This window comes from Rhizobium sp. 25PS6 (assembly GCF_032464655.1).
In the GTDB taxonomy this organism is placed as follows: domain Bacteria; phylum Pseudomonadota; class Alphaproteobacteria; order Rhizobiales; family Rhizobiaceae; genus Rhizobium; species Rhizobium laguerreae.
On record NZ_JAWDIV010000006.1, the window covers coordinates 174,320 to 191,669 of the forward strand.

16 protein-coding genes and 1 pseudogene are annotated in these 17,350 nt (G+C 62.1%); 12 read left to right on the forward strand and 5 right to left on the reverse strand.

What is annotated here, in order from left to right; genetic code table 11:
• The 4 genes and pseudogenes from RWK44_RS11125 to RWK44_RS11140 all read right to left on the reverse strand — a co-directional run.
• A complete protein-coding gene (locus RWK44_RS11125; protein ID WP_316028799.1) occupies nucleotides 1-717 on the reverse strand; it encodes a sensor histidine kinase in 717 nt (238 codons plus the stop codon).
• 159 nt (nucleotides 718-876) lie between these two features.
• Nucleotides 877-3,426 carry a protein translocase subunit SecD gene (gene secD / locus RWK44_RS11130; protein WP_020048463.1) on the reverse strand — a complete coding sequence of 850 codons (2,550 nt, stop codon included), beginning with the start codon at nucleotides 3,424-3,426 and terminating at the stop codon, nucleotides 877-879.
• Between the two features lie 83 nt (nucleotides 3,427-3,509).
• Nucleotides 3,510-3,890: a hypothetical protein gene (locus tag RWK44_RS11135; protein WP_168283525.1), complete on the reverse strand. Its 381-nt coding sequence runs from the start codon at nucleotides 3,888-3,890 to the stop codon at nucleotides 3,510-3,512.
• Nucleotides 3,891-3,944: 54 nt separating this feature from the next.
• A pseudogene (locus RWK44_RS11140) lies at nucleotides 3,945-4,190 on the reverse strand (NAD-binding protein); the annotation flags it as partial.
• Nucleotides 4,191-4,262: 72 nt separating this feature from the next.
• Between RWK44_RS11140 and RWK44_RS11145 the strand changes: the two are divergent.
• Nucleotides 4,263-4,562 (forward strand): helix-turn-helix transcriptional regulator, encoded by a 300-nt coding sequence (locus tag RWK44_RS11145; protein WP_017990271.1) that lies wholly within the window; start codon nucleotides 4,263-4,265, stop codon nucleotides 4,560-4,562.
• 81 nt (nucleotides 4,563-4,643) lie between these two features.
• Here RWK44_RS11145 and RWK44_RS11150 read toward each other — a convergent pair whose 3' ends face one another.
• Nucleotides 4,644-6,065: an ArnT family glycosyltransferase gene (locus tag RWK44_RS11150; RefSeq protein ID WP_168283526.1), complete on the reverse strand. Its 1,422-nt coding sequence runs from the start codon at nucleotides 6,063-6,065 to the stop codon at nucleotides 4,644-4,646.
• A 725-nt stretch (nucleotides 6,066-6,790) separates the two neighbouring features.
• Between RWK44_RS11150 and RWK44_RS11155 the strand changes: the two genes are divergently transcribed.
• The 11 genes from RWK44_RS11155 to fliF all read left to right on the forward strand — a co-directional run bounded on the left by RWK44_RS11155 (nucleotide 6,791) and on the right by fliF (nucleotide 17,111).
• Nucleotides 6,791-8,425, forward strand: coding sequence for a globin-coupled sensor protein (locus RWK44_RS11155; RefSeq protein ID WP_316028800.1), 1,635 nt, complete (start codon nucleotides 6,791-6,793; stop codon nucleotides 8,423-8,425).
• Between the two features lie 63 nt (nucleotides 8,426-8,488).
• Nucleotides 8,489-8,785 carry an STAS domain-containing protein gene (locus tag RWK44_RS11160; RefSeq protein ID WP_003545491.1) on the forward strand — a complete coding sequence of 99 codons (297 nt, stop codon included), beginning with the start codon at nucleotides 8,489-8,491 and terminating at the stop codon, nucleotides 8,783-8,785.
• Entirely contained in the window at nucleotides 8,782-9,147 is a 366-nt protein-coding gene (cheY1, locus tag RWK44_RS11165; RefSeq protein ID WP_017958972.1) for a chemotaxis response regulator CheY1, read from the forward strand. Before RWK44_RS11160 ends, cheY1 begins: the two co-directional genes overlap by 4 nt.
• Before the next feature lie 17 nt (nucleotides 9,148-9,164).
• Entirely contained in the window at nucleotides 9,165-11,450 is a 2,286-nt protein-coding gene (locus tag RWK44_RS11170) for a chemotaxis protein CheA (protein ID WP_131664708.1), read from the forward strand.
• 4 nt (nucleotides 11,451-11,454) lie between these two features.
• Nucleotides 11,455-11,922: a chemotaxis protein CheW gene (locus tag RWK44_RS11175; protein WP_003545496.1), complete on the forward strand. Its 468-nt coding sequence runs from the start codon at nucleotides 11,455-11,457 to the stop codon at nucleotides 11,920-11,922.
• Complete coding sequence (cheR, locus tag RWK44_RS11180) at nucleotides 11,919-12,827, forward strand: protein-glutamate O-methyltransferase CheR (RefSeq protein WP_168304739.1); 909 nt, start codon at nucleotides 11,919-11,921, stop codon at nucleotides 12,825-12,827. The genes RWK44_RS11175 and cheR overlap by 4 nt, the downstream gene beginning before the upstream one ends.
• The gene (cheB, locus tag RWK44_RS11185; RefSeq protein WP_064248882.1) at nucleotides 12,824-13,864 is read left to right on the forward strand and encodes a protein-glutamate O-methylesterase CheB; all 1,041 of its coding nucleotides are present in this window, start codon (nucleotides 12,824-12,826) and stop codon (nucleotides 13,862-13,864) included. The genes cheR and cheB overlap by 4 nt, the downstream gene beginning before the upstream one ends.
• Nucleotides 13,865-14,254, forward strand: a complete 390-nt coding sequence (locus tag RWK44_RS11190; protein WP_003545503.1) for a response regulator — start codon at nucleotides 13,865-13,867, stop codon at nucleotides 14,252-14,254.
• Nucleotides 14,251-14,805: a chemoreceptor glutamine deamidase CheD gene (cheD, locus tag RWK44_RS11195; RefSeq protein ID WP_003545509.1), complete on the forward strand. Its 555-nt coding sequence runs from the start codon at nucleotides 14,251-14,253 to the stop codon at nucleotides 14,803-14,805. The genes RWK44_RS11190 and cheD overlap by 4 nt, the downstream gene beginning before the upstream one ends.
• 16 nt (nucleotides 14,806-14,821) lie before the next feature.
• Nucleotides 14,822-15,211 (forward strand): chemotaxis protein CheT, encoded by a 390-nt coding sequence (cheT, locus tag RWK44_RS11200; protein WP_017958978.1) that lies wholly within the window; start codon nucleotides 14,822-14,824, stop codon nucleotides 15,209-15,211.
• Between the two features lie 208 nt (nucleotides 15,212-15,419).
• On the forward strand, nucleotides 15,420-17,111 hold the full coding sequence (gene fliF, locus RWK44_RS11205; RefSeq protein WP_316028801.1) for a flagellar basal-body MS-ring/collar protein FliF: 1,692 nt from the start codon (nucleotides 15,420-15,422) through the stop codon (nucleotides 17,109-17,111).
• Nucleotides 17,112-17,350 lie beyond the last annotated feature (239 nt).

Below are 17,350 nucleotides of genomic sequence, written 5' to 3' on the forward strand. Positions count from 1 at the left end.
TCAAGCGATGGGAAGGCGGATGATGAAGCGACTGCCGCTTTCATCCGAATGTTCGAGGCTGATATCGCCGCCGAGCGCCGTCAGAAACTCCCGCGCCGTGGTCAATCCGAGACCGGCGCCCTGGACTGTTCCCGGCTTCGGCAATTTCCAGAAAGGCTCGAATATCCGCTCCCGATAGGCGGGATCGATGCCCGTCCCATTGTCGGAAATCCGGATGAACCAGTCCGTTCCCGCGCGCTCCGCGGCAATGGCCACACGCGGCGCCGCTTCGCTGCGATACATGAGGGCATTGGTCAGCAAGTGCCGCAGCACCAGATCGAAGAGGGCAGGGTCGGTCCGGATGGAGGGCAGGCCGTTGCTTTCGAGCGTCGCCTCGCCGACCGCCGTCTCGTCGGTCAGTTCGCCCCAGACATTTTCGGCGAGCGCCTGCAGATCGACCTCTTCAGGCGTCACCTGGGGTGTGCCACCGGCAAGGCTCATCAACGCCTTGGTGAGGCGCTGCGCCGTCTGCGCCTTTTCCATGATCATCCGCAGGCTCTGAAGCTGTTCGCCGTCGAGCGTTTCCTCGAGATCGTCGAGCAGTAGCTCGGCATACATGGCGATATGGCGGAGCGGCGATTGCAGGTCGTGCGAAGCGGTCGCGAGAAAACGCTTGATGCGCTCCTCGCTGTCTCCGGCAACGGTGGTTTCCTGCGGTCTTGTCGGGTCGGATGACATCTGGCGGCTTCCCCGATCTCAATGACAGCGCCGCGCGTCTTTTGAGACGCGCGAAAGATGCTGTAACACCTTGAATTGGCACATAATGCAGTAGCCGACAATAGAAAGAGGGCGCCGGCTCTGCAACCGGCGCCCTATCAAGGATGCGTTAACGGGATTTTAGCTCGCGGATTTGCGCGGGCGACCCTGTTCCGGCGGAATGATCTCGACTGCCTCATCGGTTGCCGGTGCCGCCTTGGCATGGCGGCGGCGCCAGTCGCCGAGGAAGAGCAGGATGGGTGCCGCGATGAAGATCGACGAGGCGCCGGCCACGAGAATGCCGAAGACCATCGGAATCGCGAAGCTCGAGACCGCGCTGCCGCCCCAGATCGCCATCGGCACCAGCGCGAGGAAGGCCGTCGCATTGGTGTAAAGGCTTCGCGCCAGCGTCTCGTTGATCGACTTGTCGATGATCTCGCGCAGCGGCATCGACTTGTAGAGCCGCATGTTTTCGCGCATGCGGTCATAGACGACGACCTTGTCGTTCACCGAGTAGCCGACAAGCGTCAGGATGGCGGCGATCGCTGTTAGGTTGAAGTCGAGGCCGGTGATCGCGAAGAAGCCGATCGCCTTGGTGACGTCGAGCACCAGCGTGACGATGGCGCCGACGGCGAACGGCCATTCGAACCGCACCCAGATATAGATGAGCATTGCAAAGCTTGCGATCACCACCGACAGGATGCCGGCCCAGGCAAGCTCGCCGCTGACCTTCGGGCCGATGACGTCGGTGCCTTCGACGGTGGCGGTTGGATCGATCTTGGCGACTTCGGCCTTCAGCTTGGTCACCGCCGCGGTCTGCGCTTCTTCGCCGCCTTCCTGCCGCTGGGCGCGAACGAGAATGCTATTGTTGTCGCCGAAGGACTGCAGCGTGATTTCGCCGAGGCCGAGACTATCAAGACCTTCGCGGAACTTCGCAAGATCGGCCGTGCCCTGGGTCTTGACGGCCATCTGGATGCCGCCGCGGAAATCGACGCCGTAGTTGAGACCGGGATGAATGAAGAGCACGACGGAGGCAATCGACAGCAGCGCCGAGACGGTGACGCCGAAGAAGCGGGCCTTCATGAACTCGATGTGCTTGTCATAGGGGCTGAACGGGATTAGCGGCCGGATATTCAGCACTTTGAGTTTCTGGCGGCGGGTGATCTCGATCATCGCGACACGCACGAAGGCGACCGAGGTGAACATCGAGATGATCAGGCCGAGCGCCATGGTCACGGCAAAGCCGCGAACCGGCCCGGAGCCGAACCAGAACAGGATGGCCGCGGCGATCAGCGCCGTCATGTTGCCGTCGATGATGGTCGAATAGGCGCGGCGGAAGCCGGTATCGATGGCGGCGAAGGCGCTCTTGCCCTTGCGCGTTTCCTCGCGGATGCGCTCGTTGATGAGAACGTTGGCGTCAACCGCAAGGCCGATGCCAAGAACGACACCGGCAATGCCCGGCAGCGTCAGTGTCGCACCAACCAGCGTCAGCGCCGAGAAGGTCAGGATCGTGTGGATCAACAGCGCGATATTCGCCAGGAAACCCCAGGTTCCGTAGAGCACGAAGATGAAGAGCGCGACGAGAGCAAAGCCGACGATGCCGGAATAAATGCCCATCTTGATGGCGTCGGCGCCAAGATCGGCTCCGACGGTGCGCTCTTCGATGACTGTCAGCTTGGCGGGCAGGGCGCCGGCGCGCAGCATGGCGGCCAGCGTCGTGGCGCTGTCGGCCGAGAAACTACCGGAGATCTGGCCCGAGCCGCCGGTGATCGGCTCGCGGATGACGGGCGCGCTCAGCACCTTGTTGTCGAGGACGATGGCGAAGGGATTGCCGACGTTCTGGCGGGTGATCTCGGCAAAGCGGGTGGCGCCGGCGCTGTCGAAGCGGAAGCTGACAATCGGCTCACGCGTATTCGGATCGAAGCTGACGCGGGCATCCGAAAGGCGGTCGCCGGAGATTTCGACGCGGTCGAGAACCGGATAGGACCTGCCCTCATCATCGTTCAGCATGGTCACACCGGGTCCGGGCGCATTGTTCGGCGACAGCATGTGGAACGACATCTTGGCGGTGGAGCCGAGAAGTTCGCGCAGGCGCGACGGATCCTGCGCGCCCGGAAGCTGGACGAGCACGCGGTTGGCGCCGATGCGCTGAATGGTCGGCTCGGAAACGCCGACCTGGTCGACACGCTGGCGGATGACTTCAAGGCTCTGCTGGACGGCGTTGTCGACATTGGCGGAGATGCCGGCCCGCGAGAAGCCGACGGTAATGGTCGCTCCGTTCGCCGTGACATCAAGATCCGCCTGGCCGGCGCTGAGGCCGGTGCTGATTGGGTTGGCAAGCGTCTTGAGTTCGGTGACGGCAGCATCGCTCTGCGCGGCATCGGCAAGCGTCACGACGATCTGGTTCTGGCTGCGGACCACGGCTTTCGGCTGGATGCCCTTCTCGCGCAGCACGCGGCGCGCGTCCTGAAGCAGCGATTGCAGCCGCTCCTTGGTAAGGTCGGCTTCGTCGACTTCCAGAACGAGGTGCGAACCGCCGCGAAGGTCGAGGCCGAGCGACACTTGCTCATGCGGCAGCCATGCCGGCACGCGCTGGAGGACGGATTGCGGCAGGACGTTCGGCAGGGCGATCAATAGGCCGAGTAGGATGATCACCGTATAGGTGAGCACCAGCCATGGTGAAGTACGCATGTTGTATTCCTTGATATCGAGGGCCGGCGCTCGGGCGCTGGCGGCATGTCGTCAATGGTCGGAAGCGCCGATCGGCGCAAGCGTCAGGCAGCAACCGGCGGTGCGCGCGGCTGATGGGTCCTGGAGACTGCGGCATGAAGCAAAGCTTCGAGTGCCGGAAAAGGCGCGGCCATGGTCCAGCCGGAAAAATCGGCAGCCGGGGCGGCGGCCAGGGCAAGCGGTCCGGCGTCATGCGCCGCCTGCTTCGGCGCAAGCTTGCGTTCAGTGGCAAGCAACCCGCGCACGGCATCGCGCGCAGTCAGCTGCGGCGGCTGCGAATCCCGATCGGAAGAGGAAAGCGTATTGGCGGCGGCGACCGGCGAGATCACCAGATTGCCGCCGAAAAGCAGGCCGAGATAGGCAAGGACGGCGACGAGGAGGGAAGCCGCGATACGGCCCGTCAGACGGCGCTGGTCCAGCTCCATCTTCTCCGTCCCGGCGATGTCACTCCCGTATCGGCTCAAAAGCGCGCCAATCTCTCATTCTCTTTCCGGCGGAGGGTCATCCGTCGGCATAATTGTATCAGGCCCATGCCCGTCTTCATAGGGCACACTCTCATGATGCACTTGGGCGAGCCGGTCAACCATGCCAAGCGCGATTTCACGCTCGCCCGTGATGACTGCGTCGGCGCCATATTGCTTCAGCTCATCGACCTCCGCGTCGGAATGGGCGCGGGCGACGATGAGGATCGATGGATTGACGCTGCGTGCCTGCTCGGCGATGCGGCCACGATTGTCGAAATCAAGGGCGTATCGTGTGGCATCCGTGTCTCCCGATCTGGAAATCCCGTTCGCAATATGACATATATGGTCTATATCGACCAATATGGGCAACTTGAAATCATGGGTCAAGGCGCAAGGGAAACAATTCTCACTCCCGCTCTCTGCCGCGCGGCGCGCGGCCTGCTCGACTGGACCCAGACCGACCTTGCCGAAAGGGCCGCCGTTTCGCGCAGCACCATCCGTGATTACGAGGGCCGGCACCACGACATCCATCGCGCGACGGAGGCGCAACTGCGCCTCGCCTTCGAGGAAGGCGGCGTCAAATTCGTGGAGATCGAAGGGGCGGGCACCGGCCTCTGCCTGCCCACTGCATAAAATCATGCAGCCATTCAAAGTGTTACTGCGTCGCACCTCTGAAAAGAGGTTTGGCGCTGTTGTCGGGCAGGCTGAACACGCTCAGGGTGCCAGGCAGGCGGCAGAGACCTTGTAGATGGAAAGCGTCTTGCCCTTGTAATTGCCCTCCGTCGGCTGCCAGTTCTTCAGCACTTCCGGCGTCTCGGTGGCGCAGGTGAGGCCCCCGTCCGTCAGGAACAGCACCTTGCCGGTGATGCCGGCGGGCAGAGCGAATTCCTGCTCGTAATAGCTTTCCGGCAGGCCGGCGGGCGCCCGCGCATAGATCCTGTAGGATGCATCGCGGAGCGTATAGAAAAGATCGGCGACCATATCGCGATTGTCGGTGACGATGATATCGGTGCCGGCTTGAGCTGCGAGTGCGGCGGCCTCGCGGCTGACCTCGGCGCGGCCGAGATAGCGCTTCATCAGCGCGTCGCCGTTCGGCAGCAGCAACTGATGCGGAAAGATCGTCGCCAGCGGAAAGAGCAGGCTGGCAATGCCGTTGATGGTCAGCGACAGCCTGAGCCCCTTCGGCCACATCCGATAAAGCAGCCAGACGGCAAGGATGGTGCCTGCGACATAGGCGGTCACCGCCCAGTTCGCGTAAGCCTTGGCGACCGTTGCCTGCAGCGTGATGAGCAGCACCACCGGCATCGACAGCCAGACCAGCATCTTTTCCCGGTCATCGCTCCTGCCCTTGGCCATTCGGTAGACCGCCCAGAGCATTGCGAAGAAGATGATCGGTCCGACGACGCCGAACTGGGCGGCGAAGAATTCAAGCCCGGGACGGAGATTGATGCCGAGCTCGCTCCAGTGGGCGATATCCTGGGTATGCCGCACCGTGGTGTTGTCGTGCTGCAGGTTCCACCAGAGATTCGGCAGAGCGACGACCGCCGCGACCGCGACCGCGATGATGAAATCGCGAATGGCGATGCGCGCCGCCGGAATGAGGAGGAGGGCAATCGCGCCGCCCGGAACGACGAACAGCACGGCATATTTTGTCAGAAAGGCGAGGCCGACGCCAAGGCCCATGACCAGCGCCAGCCCGACCGAGCGCCGCTGCGTCAAGCCGAAATAGGCAAGCAAGGCGATCGCGATGAAGAACAGCAGGATCACGTCGGTCGAGAAGAACACCGAAGAAAGCGCCACACCCGGGAGCGTGATGTAGGTGGCGCCCGTCCAGCCTTCGATCTCCGGCCCGACGAAACGTTTTGCCGTCTTCATCAGCACCAGTGCTGCTGCCATGTGGATCAGCGGTCCGAGCAGCCTGATCCAATAGATGGCGTTGGAGCCGGAAAGCTCGGTCATCGCCCGGATCACCCAGGCAATCATTGGCGGCTTGGAATAATAGCCGAGATCGAGATTCTGCGACCAGAACCAGTACTGCGCCTCATCGACGAAAAGGTCCGTCGCATCGAAATTGAGCGTGACGACGCGCCAGAGCGTGAAGCCAAGAACGATGAGGAGACCAGATCTGGGGGACATGAACCGATAGTTCCGCTGACATGAAAGGCGCGAGTGCGATACACCAAAGGTGCCGGACTGCCAACGGGGAAGGGTGGGTCTAAAGCATGTCGCGCAAAAGTGTGCAGCGGTTTTGTGATAACGACTTGCGCAAAACAAAGAGCTAAAGCGCGGAGCGTATCTGAAAGATCGCGACGCGCTTTAGAACACTCGAAGGGCGCGGATATCGCGGTTTGCGGCGAGGGAATCGAGGCGGGCGACGGCTGCAAGCAGCGTCATTGCAATCAAGCAGGCACCCAATCCGAGAACAATCATTGCTCTGTCCTTGTCGACGTCATGTCTTGGTTATCGACCGGCATATAACACGGAGCTTGCGTGTGCCTTGTAGCAGCCATGCAACTCCGCAACAGTATTTGCTGTGAACGGCCTTGAATTGCTTCAAAAGCCTGTCCTCCAAAAGGGTTATTAACCTTCAAGCAAGGAATTAACCATAAACATTGATGTACACGTCGGAATGGGAAGATGCACTCGTTCCCACCAGGCATGACGCCGTCCCGCCGTACCGGGTTGATCCGGTATCCATCTCTTCAGGCAGCTCCGAAACATGGCTGATCAGGGGGGTTCGATCCGCCGGTTGTAACCGGTGGCGAGGACCGTCTTAACGCTTCGCGTTCAACGGATGCTGCGCAAGTTTTTGGCCGGGCCTTCGTCCGGAAAGTGGTTGGGGACAGGTGTTGAGGCAGGATATGCCATCAGATCAGGCTCGTGGAGCGCAGGCAGGCAGCTTGCGCGACCGCCTGCGCTTTGCCGGTCTCGATGCCGAGCAGTGCGAGCTGGTGCGCCGTAACCGGCCGGCGCTCGAAGCGCATCTGAAGGCAGGTCTCCGGGATCTCTTCCACAGGTTCCAGTCATTCCCCGACGCCTCGCGCAATTTCGAGAGCGAGCGCCAGGTCGAGCGCCTGCACGATCTGCAGTCCTCGCATTGGGACGTGCTGACCGATGCACGGTTCGACAGTCTCTATGCTGAGCGCGTCAAGGTTCTCTCCGATACCGAAAGCAAGATAGGCCTCGACCCGCGCTGGCACGTGGCCGGCCATGGCGTCATGCTGGAGCATGTCGTTTCCGGCCTCGCCGAGCAGATTGCCGGTCGTCCGCTGCTGCCGTCGGCCAAGCGCCGCACCCGCGAAATCTCCGATCTGATGACGGCGATCATCCGCATCGTCATGGTCGATGTGGAAATTGCTGTCTCGCTCCGCTTCAATGCGCTGCGCGCCGCCCAGAGCCGCGCGCTCGCCGACCAGCGCGCCGACAACGAGGCAGAGATCATCAGGATCTTCGGCGATGTCATCGAAAGCCTCTCCGCACGCGACCTGACGCGCCGCGCGCCGGTCGACGGCGACGGCGCCTATGGCGGCATCGCCGTCGCGCTGAACGGCGCGTTGGACGGCCTCCAGGCCGAGTTCACCACTATTACCGAGCGCACGGCCAAGGCCGAAGCGGCGACAGGCTCGCTTGCCGGCCTGTCGCGGCAGTTCGCCGGCACGGCTTCCGCCCAGGCCGACCGGTTGCAGCTTTCTGCCGCTGCCCTTGCCGGCATCGCCGGCAGTGTCCGCAACGGTGCTGCCGACAGCCGCGCTGCTGAACAGGCGGCCGCCTCGACGCGCGCCGCCATCGAGGAAAGCGGCGAGGTCGTCGGCCGCGCGATTAGCGCCATGGCCGATATCGAGCATTCGGCCGAAAAGATCGGCCAGATCATCGGCGCGATCGACGAGATCGCCTTCCAGACCAATCTTCTGGCGCTGAATGCCGGCATCGAGGCCGCTCGCGCCGGCGATTCCGGCCGCGGCTTTGCCGTCGTCGCCCAGGAAGTCCGCGCCCTTGCCCAGCGTTCGGCCGAAGCCGCCCGCGAGATCAAGACCCTGGTGACGACGACCAAGGCGCAGGTCGACGCCGGCGTGCAGATGGTCGGCCGCACACAGGATTCGATCGGCAGCATCGTGCGTCAGGTCACCGACATCAACGCCGCCATATCAGGCATCGCCACCCGAACCGGCGAACATGCCGCAAGCCTCGACAGCGTGACATCAGACGTCAAGGGCCTGGGTGGCGAGGTGGCCGATAGCGCCGGCCTTGCGGAGCGCTCGGCCGAGGGCGCCGACCACCTCCACACCGTCATTCTCGAGCTCGGCCAGACCATTCGCGAATTCCGCATTGCCCGGGAAAACGACATTGCCCGGCGCCCGGCGCCGGTGCGCGTGACGTCGCCGCGCGCCCTTGAGGGCGCTACCCGCCCGGCACCTGTCGTGGACGAATACGAAAATGACGATTTTGGCCTTCCGCAAGCCTTCGCAAGCGTCGGAGGTGGGCGGAATGTTTACTAACCTATCGGATGATTGCCTCAGCTCGTCTTTTCGGGCCGGGGACAAGGGGACAAGGAAAAGCTGATGGCAGCAAAGAAGAGTGGCAAGACGTTGGATTTGACAGCGGTGCTCGACCTCAACGAGGCTTCCGCCTTGCGCGATAAACTCCTCTCTCTCAGGGGTAGCGGTCTTTCGATAGACGCTTCCGGCGTCGAACGGATCGGTGCTCTTTGCGCCCAGGTTCTGATGTCCGCCGAGAAGACCTGGGAGCAGGACAAGCAGCCGTTCACCTTCTCCAAGGTGTCCGACGCATTTCAGAAAACCATGCAGCTGGTTGGCGTCAATATTGACCACCTGCTTGCCAAGGAGATTCGGCAATGAAGAAAAAAGTGCTGACCGTGGATGATTCCCGCACTATCCGAAACATGCTTCTCGTGACGCTGAACAATGCCGGCTTCGAGACGATCCAGGCGGAAGACGGCATCGAGGGCCTCGAGATCCTCGAAGAGTCCAATCCTGACGTCATCGTGACCGACATCAACATGCCGCGCCTCGACGGTTTCGGCTTCATCGAAGGTGTCCGCCGCAACGAGAAATATCGGGCGATCCCGATCCTGGTCCTGACCACCGAAAGCGACGCGGAAAAGAAGAACCGCGCCCGCCAGGCCGGTGCCACGGGCTGGATCGTCAAGCCTTTCGACCCGGCCAAGCTGATCGATGCCATTGAGCGTGTAACCGCTTAAACCCAGGATTTGCTCCTATGGATATGAACGAAATCAAAGAGATCTTTTTCCAGGAGTGCGAGGAACAGCTCGCCGAGTTGGAATCCGGTCTTCTGAAATTGAATGATGGCGATCGCGATCCGGAAACCGTCAATGCGGTGTTCCGTGCGGTGCATTCGATCAAGGGTGGCGCCGGCGCCTTCGGCCTTGACGATCTGGTTGCCTTCGCCCATGTCTTCGAGACCACTCTCGATTGCGTTCGATCCAACAAGCTTGAGCCGAACCAGGACGTCCTGAAGGTGATGCTGAAGTCGGCCGACGTGCTCGCCGACCTGACGAATGCTGCGCGCGACGGCGGCAGCGTCGATGAAAGCCGCAGCCGCGGCCTCGTCAAGGAGCTCGAGGCGCTGGCCAACGGCGAATTGCCGTCTCCCTCTGCGTCAGCCGAGGCGCCTGCGCCGAAGGCCGCCGCAAAGGCTGCTCCGGCCGCTCCGGCGCCGACCCCCACGCCGACTGACGACAGCGGCTTCCAGCCGGTCCCCTTTTCCTTCGACGACTTTGGCGGCGAAGACGATGCGGGCGGCATGCCGACCTATGAAGTCATCTTCAAGCCGCGCTACGAACTCTATTCCAAGGGCAATGACGCCACCCTGCTGCTGCGTGATCTCTCGCGCCTGGGTGAAATGACGATCTATTGCAATACGGATGATCTGCCGGGCCTCGATGAACTCGATCCGGAAGGCGCTTATTTCTTCTGGAACGTCACGATCAAGACGGACAAGGGCGAGGACGCCATTCGCACTGTCTTCGAATTCGCCGAGTGGGATTGCGAACTGACGGTCAAGCCGGTCGAAGAAGCAAGGGCCGACGCGACCAGCAATGACGAACTGCCGATGGTGCCGGTTCCCTTCGATCTGTCGATCCTGGACGAAACGGGCGCAATGGAAGAGGTTTCCGCCTCAGACGCGCGGGCCGAGGAGACGGCCGCAGCCGTTGCCGCCGCCGAGACTGCCTCCAACGTCACGCAGATTGTCGCCGCCCGCGTCGAGAAGAAGGAATCGGCAGCCGCCGCAGCGGCAGCAGCAAGTGCCGCCGCCCAGAACAATGCCGCCGGCGCCGGCCAGACGATCCGCGTCGATCTCGACCGTGTCGACCGCCTCATCAACCTCGTCGGCGAATTGGTCATCAACCAGGCGATGCTGTCGCAGAGCGTCATCGAGAATGACACGACCGGCACCTCCTCGATCAATATGGGCCTCGAGGAGCTGCAGCAGCTCACCCGCGAGATCCAGGACTCGGTCATGGCCATCCGCGCGCAGCCGGTGAAGCCGGTCTTCCAGCGCATGTCGCGTATCGTTCGCGAAATCGCCGACATGACCGGCAAGTCGATCCGCCTGATCACCGAGGGTGAAAACACCGAAGTCGACAAGACGGTCATCGACAAGCTCGCCGAACCGCTGACCCACATGATCCGCAATGCCGTCGACCACGGCATCGAAACGCCCGAAAAGCGTGCAGCCGCCGGCAAGAACACCGAGGGTACGGTCCGCTTGACCGCCAAGCATCGTTCGGGACGCATCCTGATCGAGCTTGCCGACGACGGCGCCGGCATCAACCGCGAGAAGGTCCGCCAGAAGGCGATCGACAACGACCTTATCCCGGCCGATTCCAACCTGTCGGACGAAGAAATCGACAATCTGATCTTCCTGCCGGGCTTCTCGACGGCCGACAAGATCTCCGACATCTCCGGCCGCGGCGTCGGCATGGACGTCGTCAAGCGTTCGATCCAGGCGCTCGGCGGCCGTATCAACATCACCTCGAAGCCGGGTCACGGCTCGGTCTTCACCATGAGCCTGCCGCTGACGCTCGCCGTCCTCGACGGCATGGTGGTCACCGTCGCCGGCCAGACGCTGGTCGTGCCGCTGACGGCGATCGTCGAAACCCTGCAGCCGGAAGCGGCCGCGATCCACTCCTTCGGTGCGAACCACCGGCTGATCTCGATCCGCAACAGCTTCTGCCCGCTGGTCGATGTCGGCCGCATCCTGAACTTCCGCGCCACCCAGGCCAATCCGGTCGAGGGCGTGGCGCTTCTGGTGGAATCCGAAGGCGGCGGCCAGCGCGCCCTGATGGTCGATGCCATCCAGGGGCAGCGCCAGGTGGTCATCAAGAGCCTGGAAGCGAACTACACCCATGTGCCGGGCATTGCCGCCGCCACCATCCTCGGTGACGGGCGCGTCGCTCTCATCCTCGATGTCGACGCGGTCGTCGGCGCCTCGCGCGGCCAGTCGCTCAAAGCGGAAATGTCGTTAGCAGCGGTGGGATAAGGGAATGTCGTACACTGTAAAAAATCTGAACGAGGGGGATCGCGAGCTGATCGCGTTCCGCATCGGGGATCAGGAATTTTGCGTGAACATCATGTCGGTTCGCGAAATCCGCGGCTGGACCCCGGCGACCGCCATGCCGCACTCGCCTGGCTATATGCTGGGTGTCATCAACCTGCGCGGCGCGGTGTTGCCGATCATCGATCTTGCGGCCCGGCTCGGCATGAAGCCGGCCGATCCGACTGCCCGTCATGTCATCATCGTCGCCCAGGTCCGGCGCAAGGTCGTCGGCCTGCTGGTCGATGCCGTTTCCGATATCCTGACGGTGACCGACGAAACCATCCAGCCGACGCCCGAGATCTCCTCCGAACTCGAGCGTCAATTTGCCCGCGGCGTTCTCGCCATCGAGAAGCGCATGATCTGCCTGATCGAACTCGAATCCCTCTTTCCAGAGACCGAAAGCGAAGCCGCATGAGTGTAATGGGCGCAAGAGATCAAAGGCAGGGATCCGACGAGGTCCTGGCGAGCGGAGAATATCCGCTGACGCGCCGCGACCTCACCGAGATCGCCGCGATGATCTATTCGGATGCCGGCATCTTCCTCAACGAGACGAAGGCGTCGCTCGTCTATTCGCGCCTGTCGAAGCATATCCGCAATCTCGGCCTGTCCGGCTTCCGGGAATATTGCGACCTCGTCGCTTCGCCGGCGGGTGCTGCGCCGCGCCGCGAGATGCTTTCGCATCTGACGACCAATTTTACCCGTTTCTTCCGCGAAAACCACCATTTCGACCATCTGCGCGACCATGTCCTGCCGGAGCTTCTGCAGCGGGCGAGATCGGGCGGCAGGGTGCGCATCTGGTCGGCCGCCTCCTCCGACGGGCAGGAACCCTATTCGATCGCGCTGACGGTGCTGTCGCTGATGCCGAATGTCGCGGATTACGACTTCAAGATCCTGGCAACCGACATCGATCCGAAGATCCTCGCGATCGCCCGGGCCGGCGCCTATGACGAGAGCGCGCTAGAAACCGTATCGCCCGCCATGCGCAAGCAATGGTTCAGCGAAGTCGAGGTGCAGGGCCGCAGGAAGTTCCAGGTCGACGACCGCGTGAAGCGGCTGATCACCTACAACGAGCTGAACCTGATGGCGCAATGGCCGTTCAAGGGCAAGTTCGACGTCATCTTCTGCCGCAACGTCGTCATCTATTTCGACGAGCCGACGCAGATGAAGATCTGGCAGCGTTTCGCCGGCCTGCTGCCGGAGGGCGGGCATCTCTATATCGGCCATTCCGAGCGTGTTTCGGGCGAGGCAAAACACGTCTTCGACAATATCGGGATCACGACCTATCGCTATACGGCCAAAGGTCTCGGGAGGAAGGCATGAGCGCTCCGGCAAGGGTTCTCGTTGTTGACGACTCGCCGACGATGCGGGGGCTGATCACCGCCGTCTTGAGTTCCGATCCCGAGGTCAACGTCATCGGCCAGGCCGGCGACGCGCTGGAAGCGCGCGAGGCGATCAAGCGGCTGAACCCCGACGTCCTGACGCTCGACATCGAGATGCCGAACATGAACGGCCTCGATTTCCTCGAAAAGATCATGACGCTGCGTCCGATGCCGGTGATCATGGTATCCACGATGACTCATCGCGGCGCCGAGGCGACGCTTGCGGCGCTGGAGATCGGCGCGTTCGACTGCGTCGGCAAGCCGGCGCCGGGCGAACTCCGGCCTTTCGGCGACCTCGCCGAGAAGGTCAAGGCCGCCGCGCGCACGCAACGCCAGTATTCCCAGCCTGTTGCCGCCGTGCCACCACCCTCGGTCGCCGATTTCCGCGTCGGCCGCAAGATCGTCGCGATCGGCTCGTCGACCGGCGGCGTCGAGGCACTCATTGCCGTGCTGCAGAAATTTCCGGCGAATTGCCCGCCAACCGTCATCACCCAGCATATGCCGCCGACCTTCACCAAGAGCTTCGCCGAAAGGCTGAACCGCCTCTGTGCGCCGGTGGTGCAGGAAGCGACCGACGGCGCCCGGCTCGAAATCGGCAAGATCTATCTGGCGCCCGGCGGCGAGCGGCACCTGCAGGTCAGCGGCGCCTCGGCGCCGTGCTGCCGTCTCATTGACCGCGCGCCGGTCAACGGTCACCGCCCTTCCGTGGACGTGCTGTTCGATTCGGTCGCGGAACTGGCGGGCCGCAACGCTGTCGGCGTGATTTTGACCGGAATGGGCCGCGATGGCGCTGCCGGATTGTTGAAAATGCGCCACGCCGGCGCCAGAACGCTCGGCCAGAACGAAAAAACCTGTGTCGTTTACGGAATGCCAAGGGTTGCTCACGAACTTGGCGCCGTTGAGCAGCAGCTGCCGCTGTCTGCCATCGGTGAAGAAATATTGAAAATGACAGCCGCCCGAAAGGAAGGGACCGAATAAATGTCGCTCGCGGAGAAAATCAAAGTACTGATCGTTGATGATCAGGTAACGAGCCGGTTGCTGCTCAGCGACGCGCTGACCCAGCTCGGTTTCAAGCAGATCACGTCGGCCGGCGACGGTGAGCAGGGCATGAAGATCATGGCCGAGCAGCCGCACCACCTGGTGATCTCGGACTTCAACATGCCGAAGATGGATGGCATCGGCTTCCTTCAGGCGGTGCGCACCAACCCCAACACCAAGAAGGCGGCCTTCATCATCCTGACCGCCCAGGGCGATCGCGCACTGGTGCAGAAGGCGGCCCAGCTCGGCGCAAACAACGTGCTCGCCAAGCCGTTCACGATCGAGAAGATGAAAGCGGCCATCGAAGCCGTGTTTGGAGCCCTGAAATGATCACTGAGGGGGCAGCCCGCCGCGTGCACATCATTCAGGGCGAGTATAAGGTTCTGAACGATCCGAATGCGGTCCTCTCGACCATTCTCGGTTCGTGCGTGGCTGCATGCCTCAGAGATCCTGTCGCCGGTGTCGGCGGCATGAACCACTTTCTGCTGCCCGGTTCGGCGACGTCGCCGACATCAGGCGGCGATGCCACGCGGTACGGCGTGCATCTGATGGAACTGCTGATCAACGGTCTCCTGAAGCAGGGCGCCCGGCGCGACCGGCTGGAGGCAAAGATCTTCGGCGGCGCGAAGACGATCTCGACATTCTCCAATGTCGGTGAGCAGAACGCGGCCTTCGCCGTGCAGTTCCTGAGGGATGAAGGCATTCCAGTGGTCGGTTCCTCGACCGGCGGAGAGCATGGACGCAAGCTTGAATATTGGCCGGTCTCCGGTCGTGCCCGGCAATACCCCTTGACCGGCGCCGAAACGCAGAGAACCGTCGCTCTCGAGCAGCGTCCCGCCGCTCCGCAGAAGCCCGTCGAAACCAGTATCGAATTTTTTTGATGGCGAGGATTTTCATATGACATTTACCCAGATGATGGAGCCGCCTGCGCCTGTCGAAGCGCTGAGCGACATCCTGATGCGCATCGTTTCCGAACTGCACGATGTCGCCTATCTCATCGAGCGTATCGAGCCGCAGCTTCTCGACCTCGGCGGCGCCGAAATCCTGAATTCGCCGGATGCCATGAAGGTCATGCAGGGCATCGATCTGGCTGTGCAGAAATCACGCGGCCTTGCAGAATTCATCGACACCATCACCGGCGAAATCCCGCACGGCTGGGCAGTCGACGTCGCAACCGCGCTCAGCCTCGTCAAGCTGGCGGAGATGCAAAAGGCATTGGGCGGCGCCACACGCCACGGCCACTCCCAGCCATTGAGCAAGGCAGCCGGCGACTTCGATTTCTTCTAGAACGACCCCGTTTTTTCCGAGTCACGGAAACGCTCTCTCTTTGTTCTAGCGCAATTCCGGACGCAAACCGCCGCGCATTTTTGCTGGAATTACCTTAGGCCTTTTCGCTCCCGCATACTCTCACGAAACGCTCGCACAAGTTTCGCCGACTATTCGTCTGATGAGGCAATAAGCCTGCTTTGTCTTTGACGGATCGTGCGAGAACAGAATGAATCTGTTAAATCAATTAGTTCAGATCTTTAAGAACTTCGGTTCCCTGGGCCGAACACGCCTGATGATTCTCGGAGGCGTCGGTGCCGTCTCCATCGCAATCGTCCTTGCGGCCGCCCTTTTCGTCAACAAACCGGCGCAGGAAACGCTCTATGTCGGTCTGGACTCGCCGGATCTCAACCAGATCAGCATGGCGCTTGCCGAAGCCAACGTCGATTTCCAGGTTGGCACGGACGGCTCCAGCATCAGTGTTCCCGCGGGGATGACGGGCAAGGCCCGCCTGATGCTTGCCGAGCGCGGCCTGCCGAACAGCGCCAATGCCGGTTACGAACTCTTCGACAATGTCGGCTCCCTCGGCCTGACCTCCTTCATGCAGGAGGTAACGCGGGTTCGAGCGCTGGAGGGCGAAATCGCCCGCACCATCCAGTCGATCTCTGGTATCACCGCCGCGCGCGTCCATATCGTCATGCCGGAGGTCGGAAACTTCCGGAAGGCGGAGCAAAAACCGACCGCATCCGTCATGATTCGCGCGAGCGCCACCACCGGGCGGAGCGCGGCGACCTCGATCCGCCACCTCGTCGCCTCGGCCGTGCCGGGGCTTGATGTCGATGACGTGACGATCCTGGATTCCGCCGGCCAACTGCTCGCTTCCGGCGACGAGGCGAGCAACAGCTCGCTGAACCGCTCGCTCAACATCGTGCAGAACGTTCAGCAGGAAGTCGAATCCAACATAGACAAGGCGCTGGCACCCTTCCTCGGCATGGACAACTTCCGCTCCAGCGTCACCGCCGATCTCAACACTGACGCCCAGCAGATCCAGGAAACGGTTTTCGATCCTGAATCCAAGGTCGAACGCTCGGTCCGCTCGACGAAGGAAGCCCAGCAGTCGCAGCAGAAGCAGTCCGATAGCGCGACGACGGTCGAACAGAACATTCCGCAGGCGGCTCCCGAGGCCGGCGGCTCCGCCGGGCCTGAATCGCAGGACAAGTCCGACAAGCGCGAAGAGCAGACCAACTACGAAATCAACAGCAAGACGACGGCGACGACCCGCAGCAGCTATAAGGTCGAAAAGCTTTCGATCGCCGTGGTGGTCAACAAGGGCCGCATCGCCAAGATGGTCGGTGAACCCGCCGATCAGACCAAGGTCGACGCCTATCTTGCCGAAATGCAGAAGATCGTCGCTTCAGCGGCCGGCATCGACGCCAAGCGCGGCGACGTCGTCACCGTGACGGCCATGGACTTCCTCGAGAACCAGTTGCTCGAAGACGCCACCGGCGGTGTCCGCGTCATGGACATGCTGAGCCGCAACCTTGCCGGCATCATCAACTCGCTGGCCTTTGTCGCGGTCGCTTTCGTAGTGGTCTGGATGGGCCTGCGGCCTCTGGTGCGCAGCATCAACGGCAACGGCAGCTCCGCGGCTTTCGGCGACGCGTCGCCGGAAGCGGCTGGCCTCGAGCTTCCGGACTTCGCGCCTGCATCGGGAGCACCCGGCGGCGCTCTCATGGACGGCTTCGGGTCCGACTTCGGCTTCGACAGTACCGAGGACCTGCTCAGCCTCGGCGACGACGATGGAAACTTCAATCGTCGCGTCAAGGAAGGCCCGGAACGCAAGCTTTCCCGTATGGTCGAGATCAACGAGGAACGCGCCGCGAAAATCCTCAGGAAATGGGCGATCGACGAAGCAGCGTAAAGGAAAGGCCGGGCAACCGGCCTTTTTTCATATCGGTACAAAAGCTGGATTTCCTGACCGCTGTTGCTGAAAACCATGACCGGCTATGTGAGAGACTTGGGGCATGACAATCAGGGTTGGGAATTCGAACAACACTATAGACCCGACTCATTAAATGCGGCTGTAACGCGACATGATGAGAGGGGTTCGCGTAAAACGCGAAGCTGGTTGCGATACCGCCAGAATCACCTTAGCCTCCT

Coding starts and splice junctions, on each gene's coding strand:
- RWK44_RS11155 (WP_316028800.1), top strand. CDS start 6,791: ATGCCATCAGATCAGGCTCGTGGAGCGCAGGCAGGCAGCTTGCGCGAC.
- RWK44_RS11145 (WP_017990271.1), top strand. CDS start 4,263: ATGACATATATGGTCTATATCGACCAATATGGGCAACTTGAAATCATG.
- cheY1 (WP_017958972.1), top strand. CDS start 8,782: ATGAAGAAAAAAGTGCTGACCGTGGATGATTCCCGCACTATCCGAAAC.
- RWK44_RS11160 (WP_003545491.1), top strand. CDS start 8,489: ATGGCAGCAAAGAAGAGTGGCAAGACGTTGGATTTGACAGCGGTGCTC.
- RWK44_RS11150 (WP_168283526.1), bottom strand. CDS start 6,065: ATGTCCCCCAGATCTGGTCTCCTCATCGTTCTTGGCTTCACGCTCTGG.
- RWK44_RS11175 (WP_003545496.1), top strand. CDS start 11,455: ATGTCGTACACTGTAAAAAATCTGAACGAGGGGGATCGCGAGCTGATC.
- RWK44_RS11170 (WP_131664708.1), top strand. CDS start 9,165: ATGGATATGAACGAAATCAAAGAGATCTTTTTCCAGGAGTGCGAGGAA.
- RWK44_RS11125 (WP_316028799.1), bottom strand. CDS start 717: ATGTCATCCGACCCGACAAGACCGCAGGAAACCACCGTTGCCGGAGAC.
- RWK44_RS11135 (WP_168283525.1), bottom strand. CDS start 3,890: ATGGAGCTGGACCAGCGCCGTCTGACGGGCCGTATCGCGGCTTCCCTC.
- cheR (WP_168304739.1), top strand. CDS start 11,919: ATGAGTGTAATGGGCGCAAGAGATCAAAGGCAGGGATCCGACGAGGTC.
- cheT (WP_017958978.1), top strand. CDS start 14,822: ATGACATTTACCCAGATGATGGAGCCGCCTGCGCCTGTCGAAGCGCTG.
- cheD (WP_003545509.1), top strand. CDS start 14,251: ATGATCACTGAGGGGGCAGCCCGCCGCGTGCACATCATTCAGGGCGAG.
- RWK44_RS11190 (WP_003545503.1), top strand. CDS start 13,865: ATGTCGCTCGCGGAGAAAATCAAAGTACTGATCGTTGATGATCAGGTA.
- secD (WP_020048463.1), bottom strand. CDS start 3,426: ATGCGTACTTCACCATGGCTGGTGCTCACCTATACGGTGATCATCCTA.
- fliF (WP_316028801.1), top strand. CDS start 15,420: ATGAATCTGTTAAATCAATTAGTTCAGATCTTTAAGAACTTCGGTTCC.
- cheB (WP_064248882.1), top strand. CDS start 12,824: ATGAGCGCTCCGGCAAGGGTTCTCGTTGTTGACGACTCGCCGACGATG.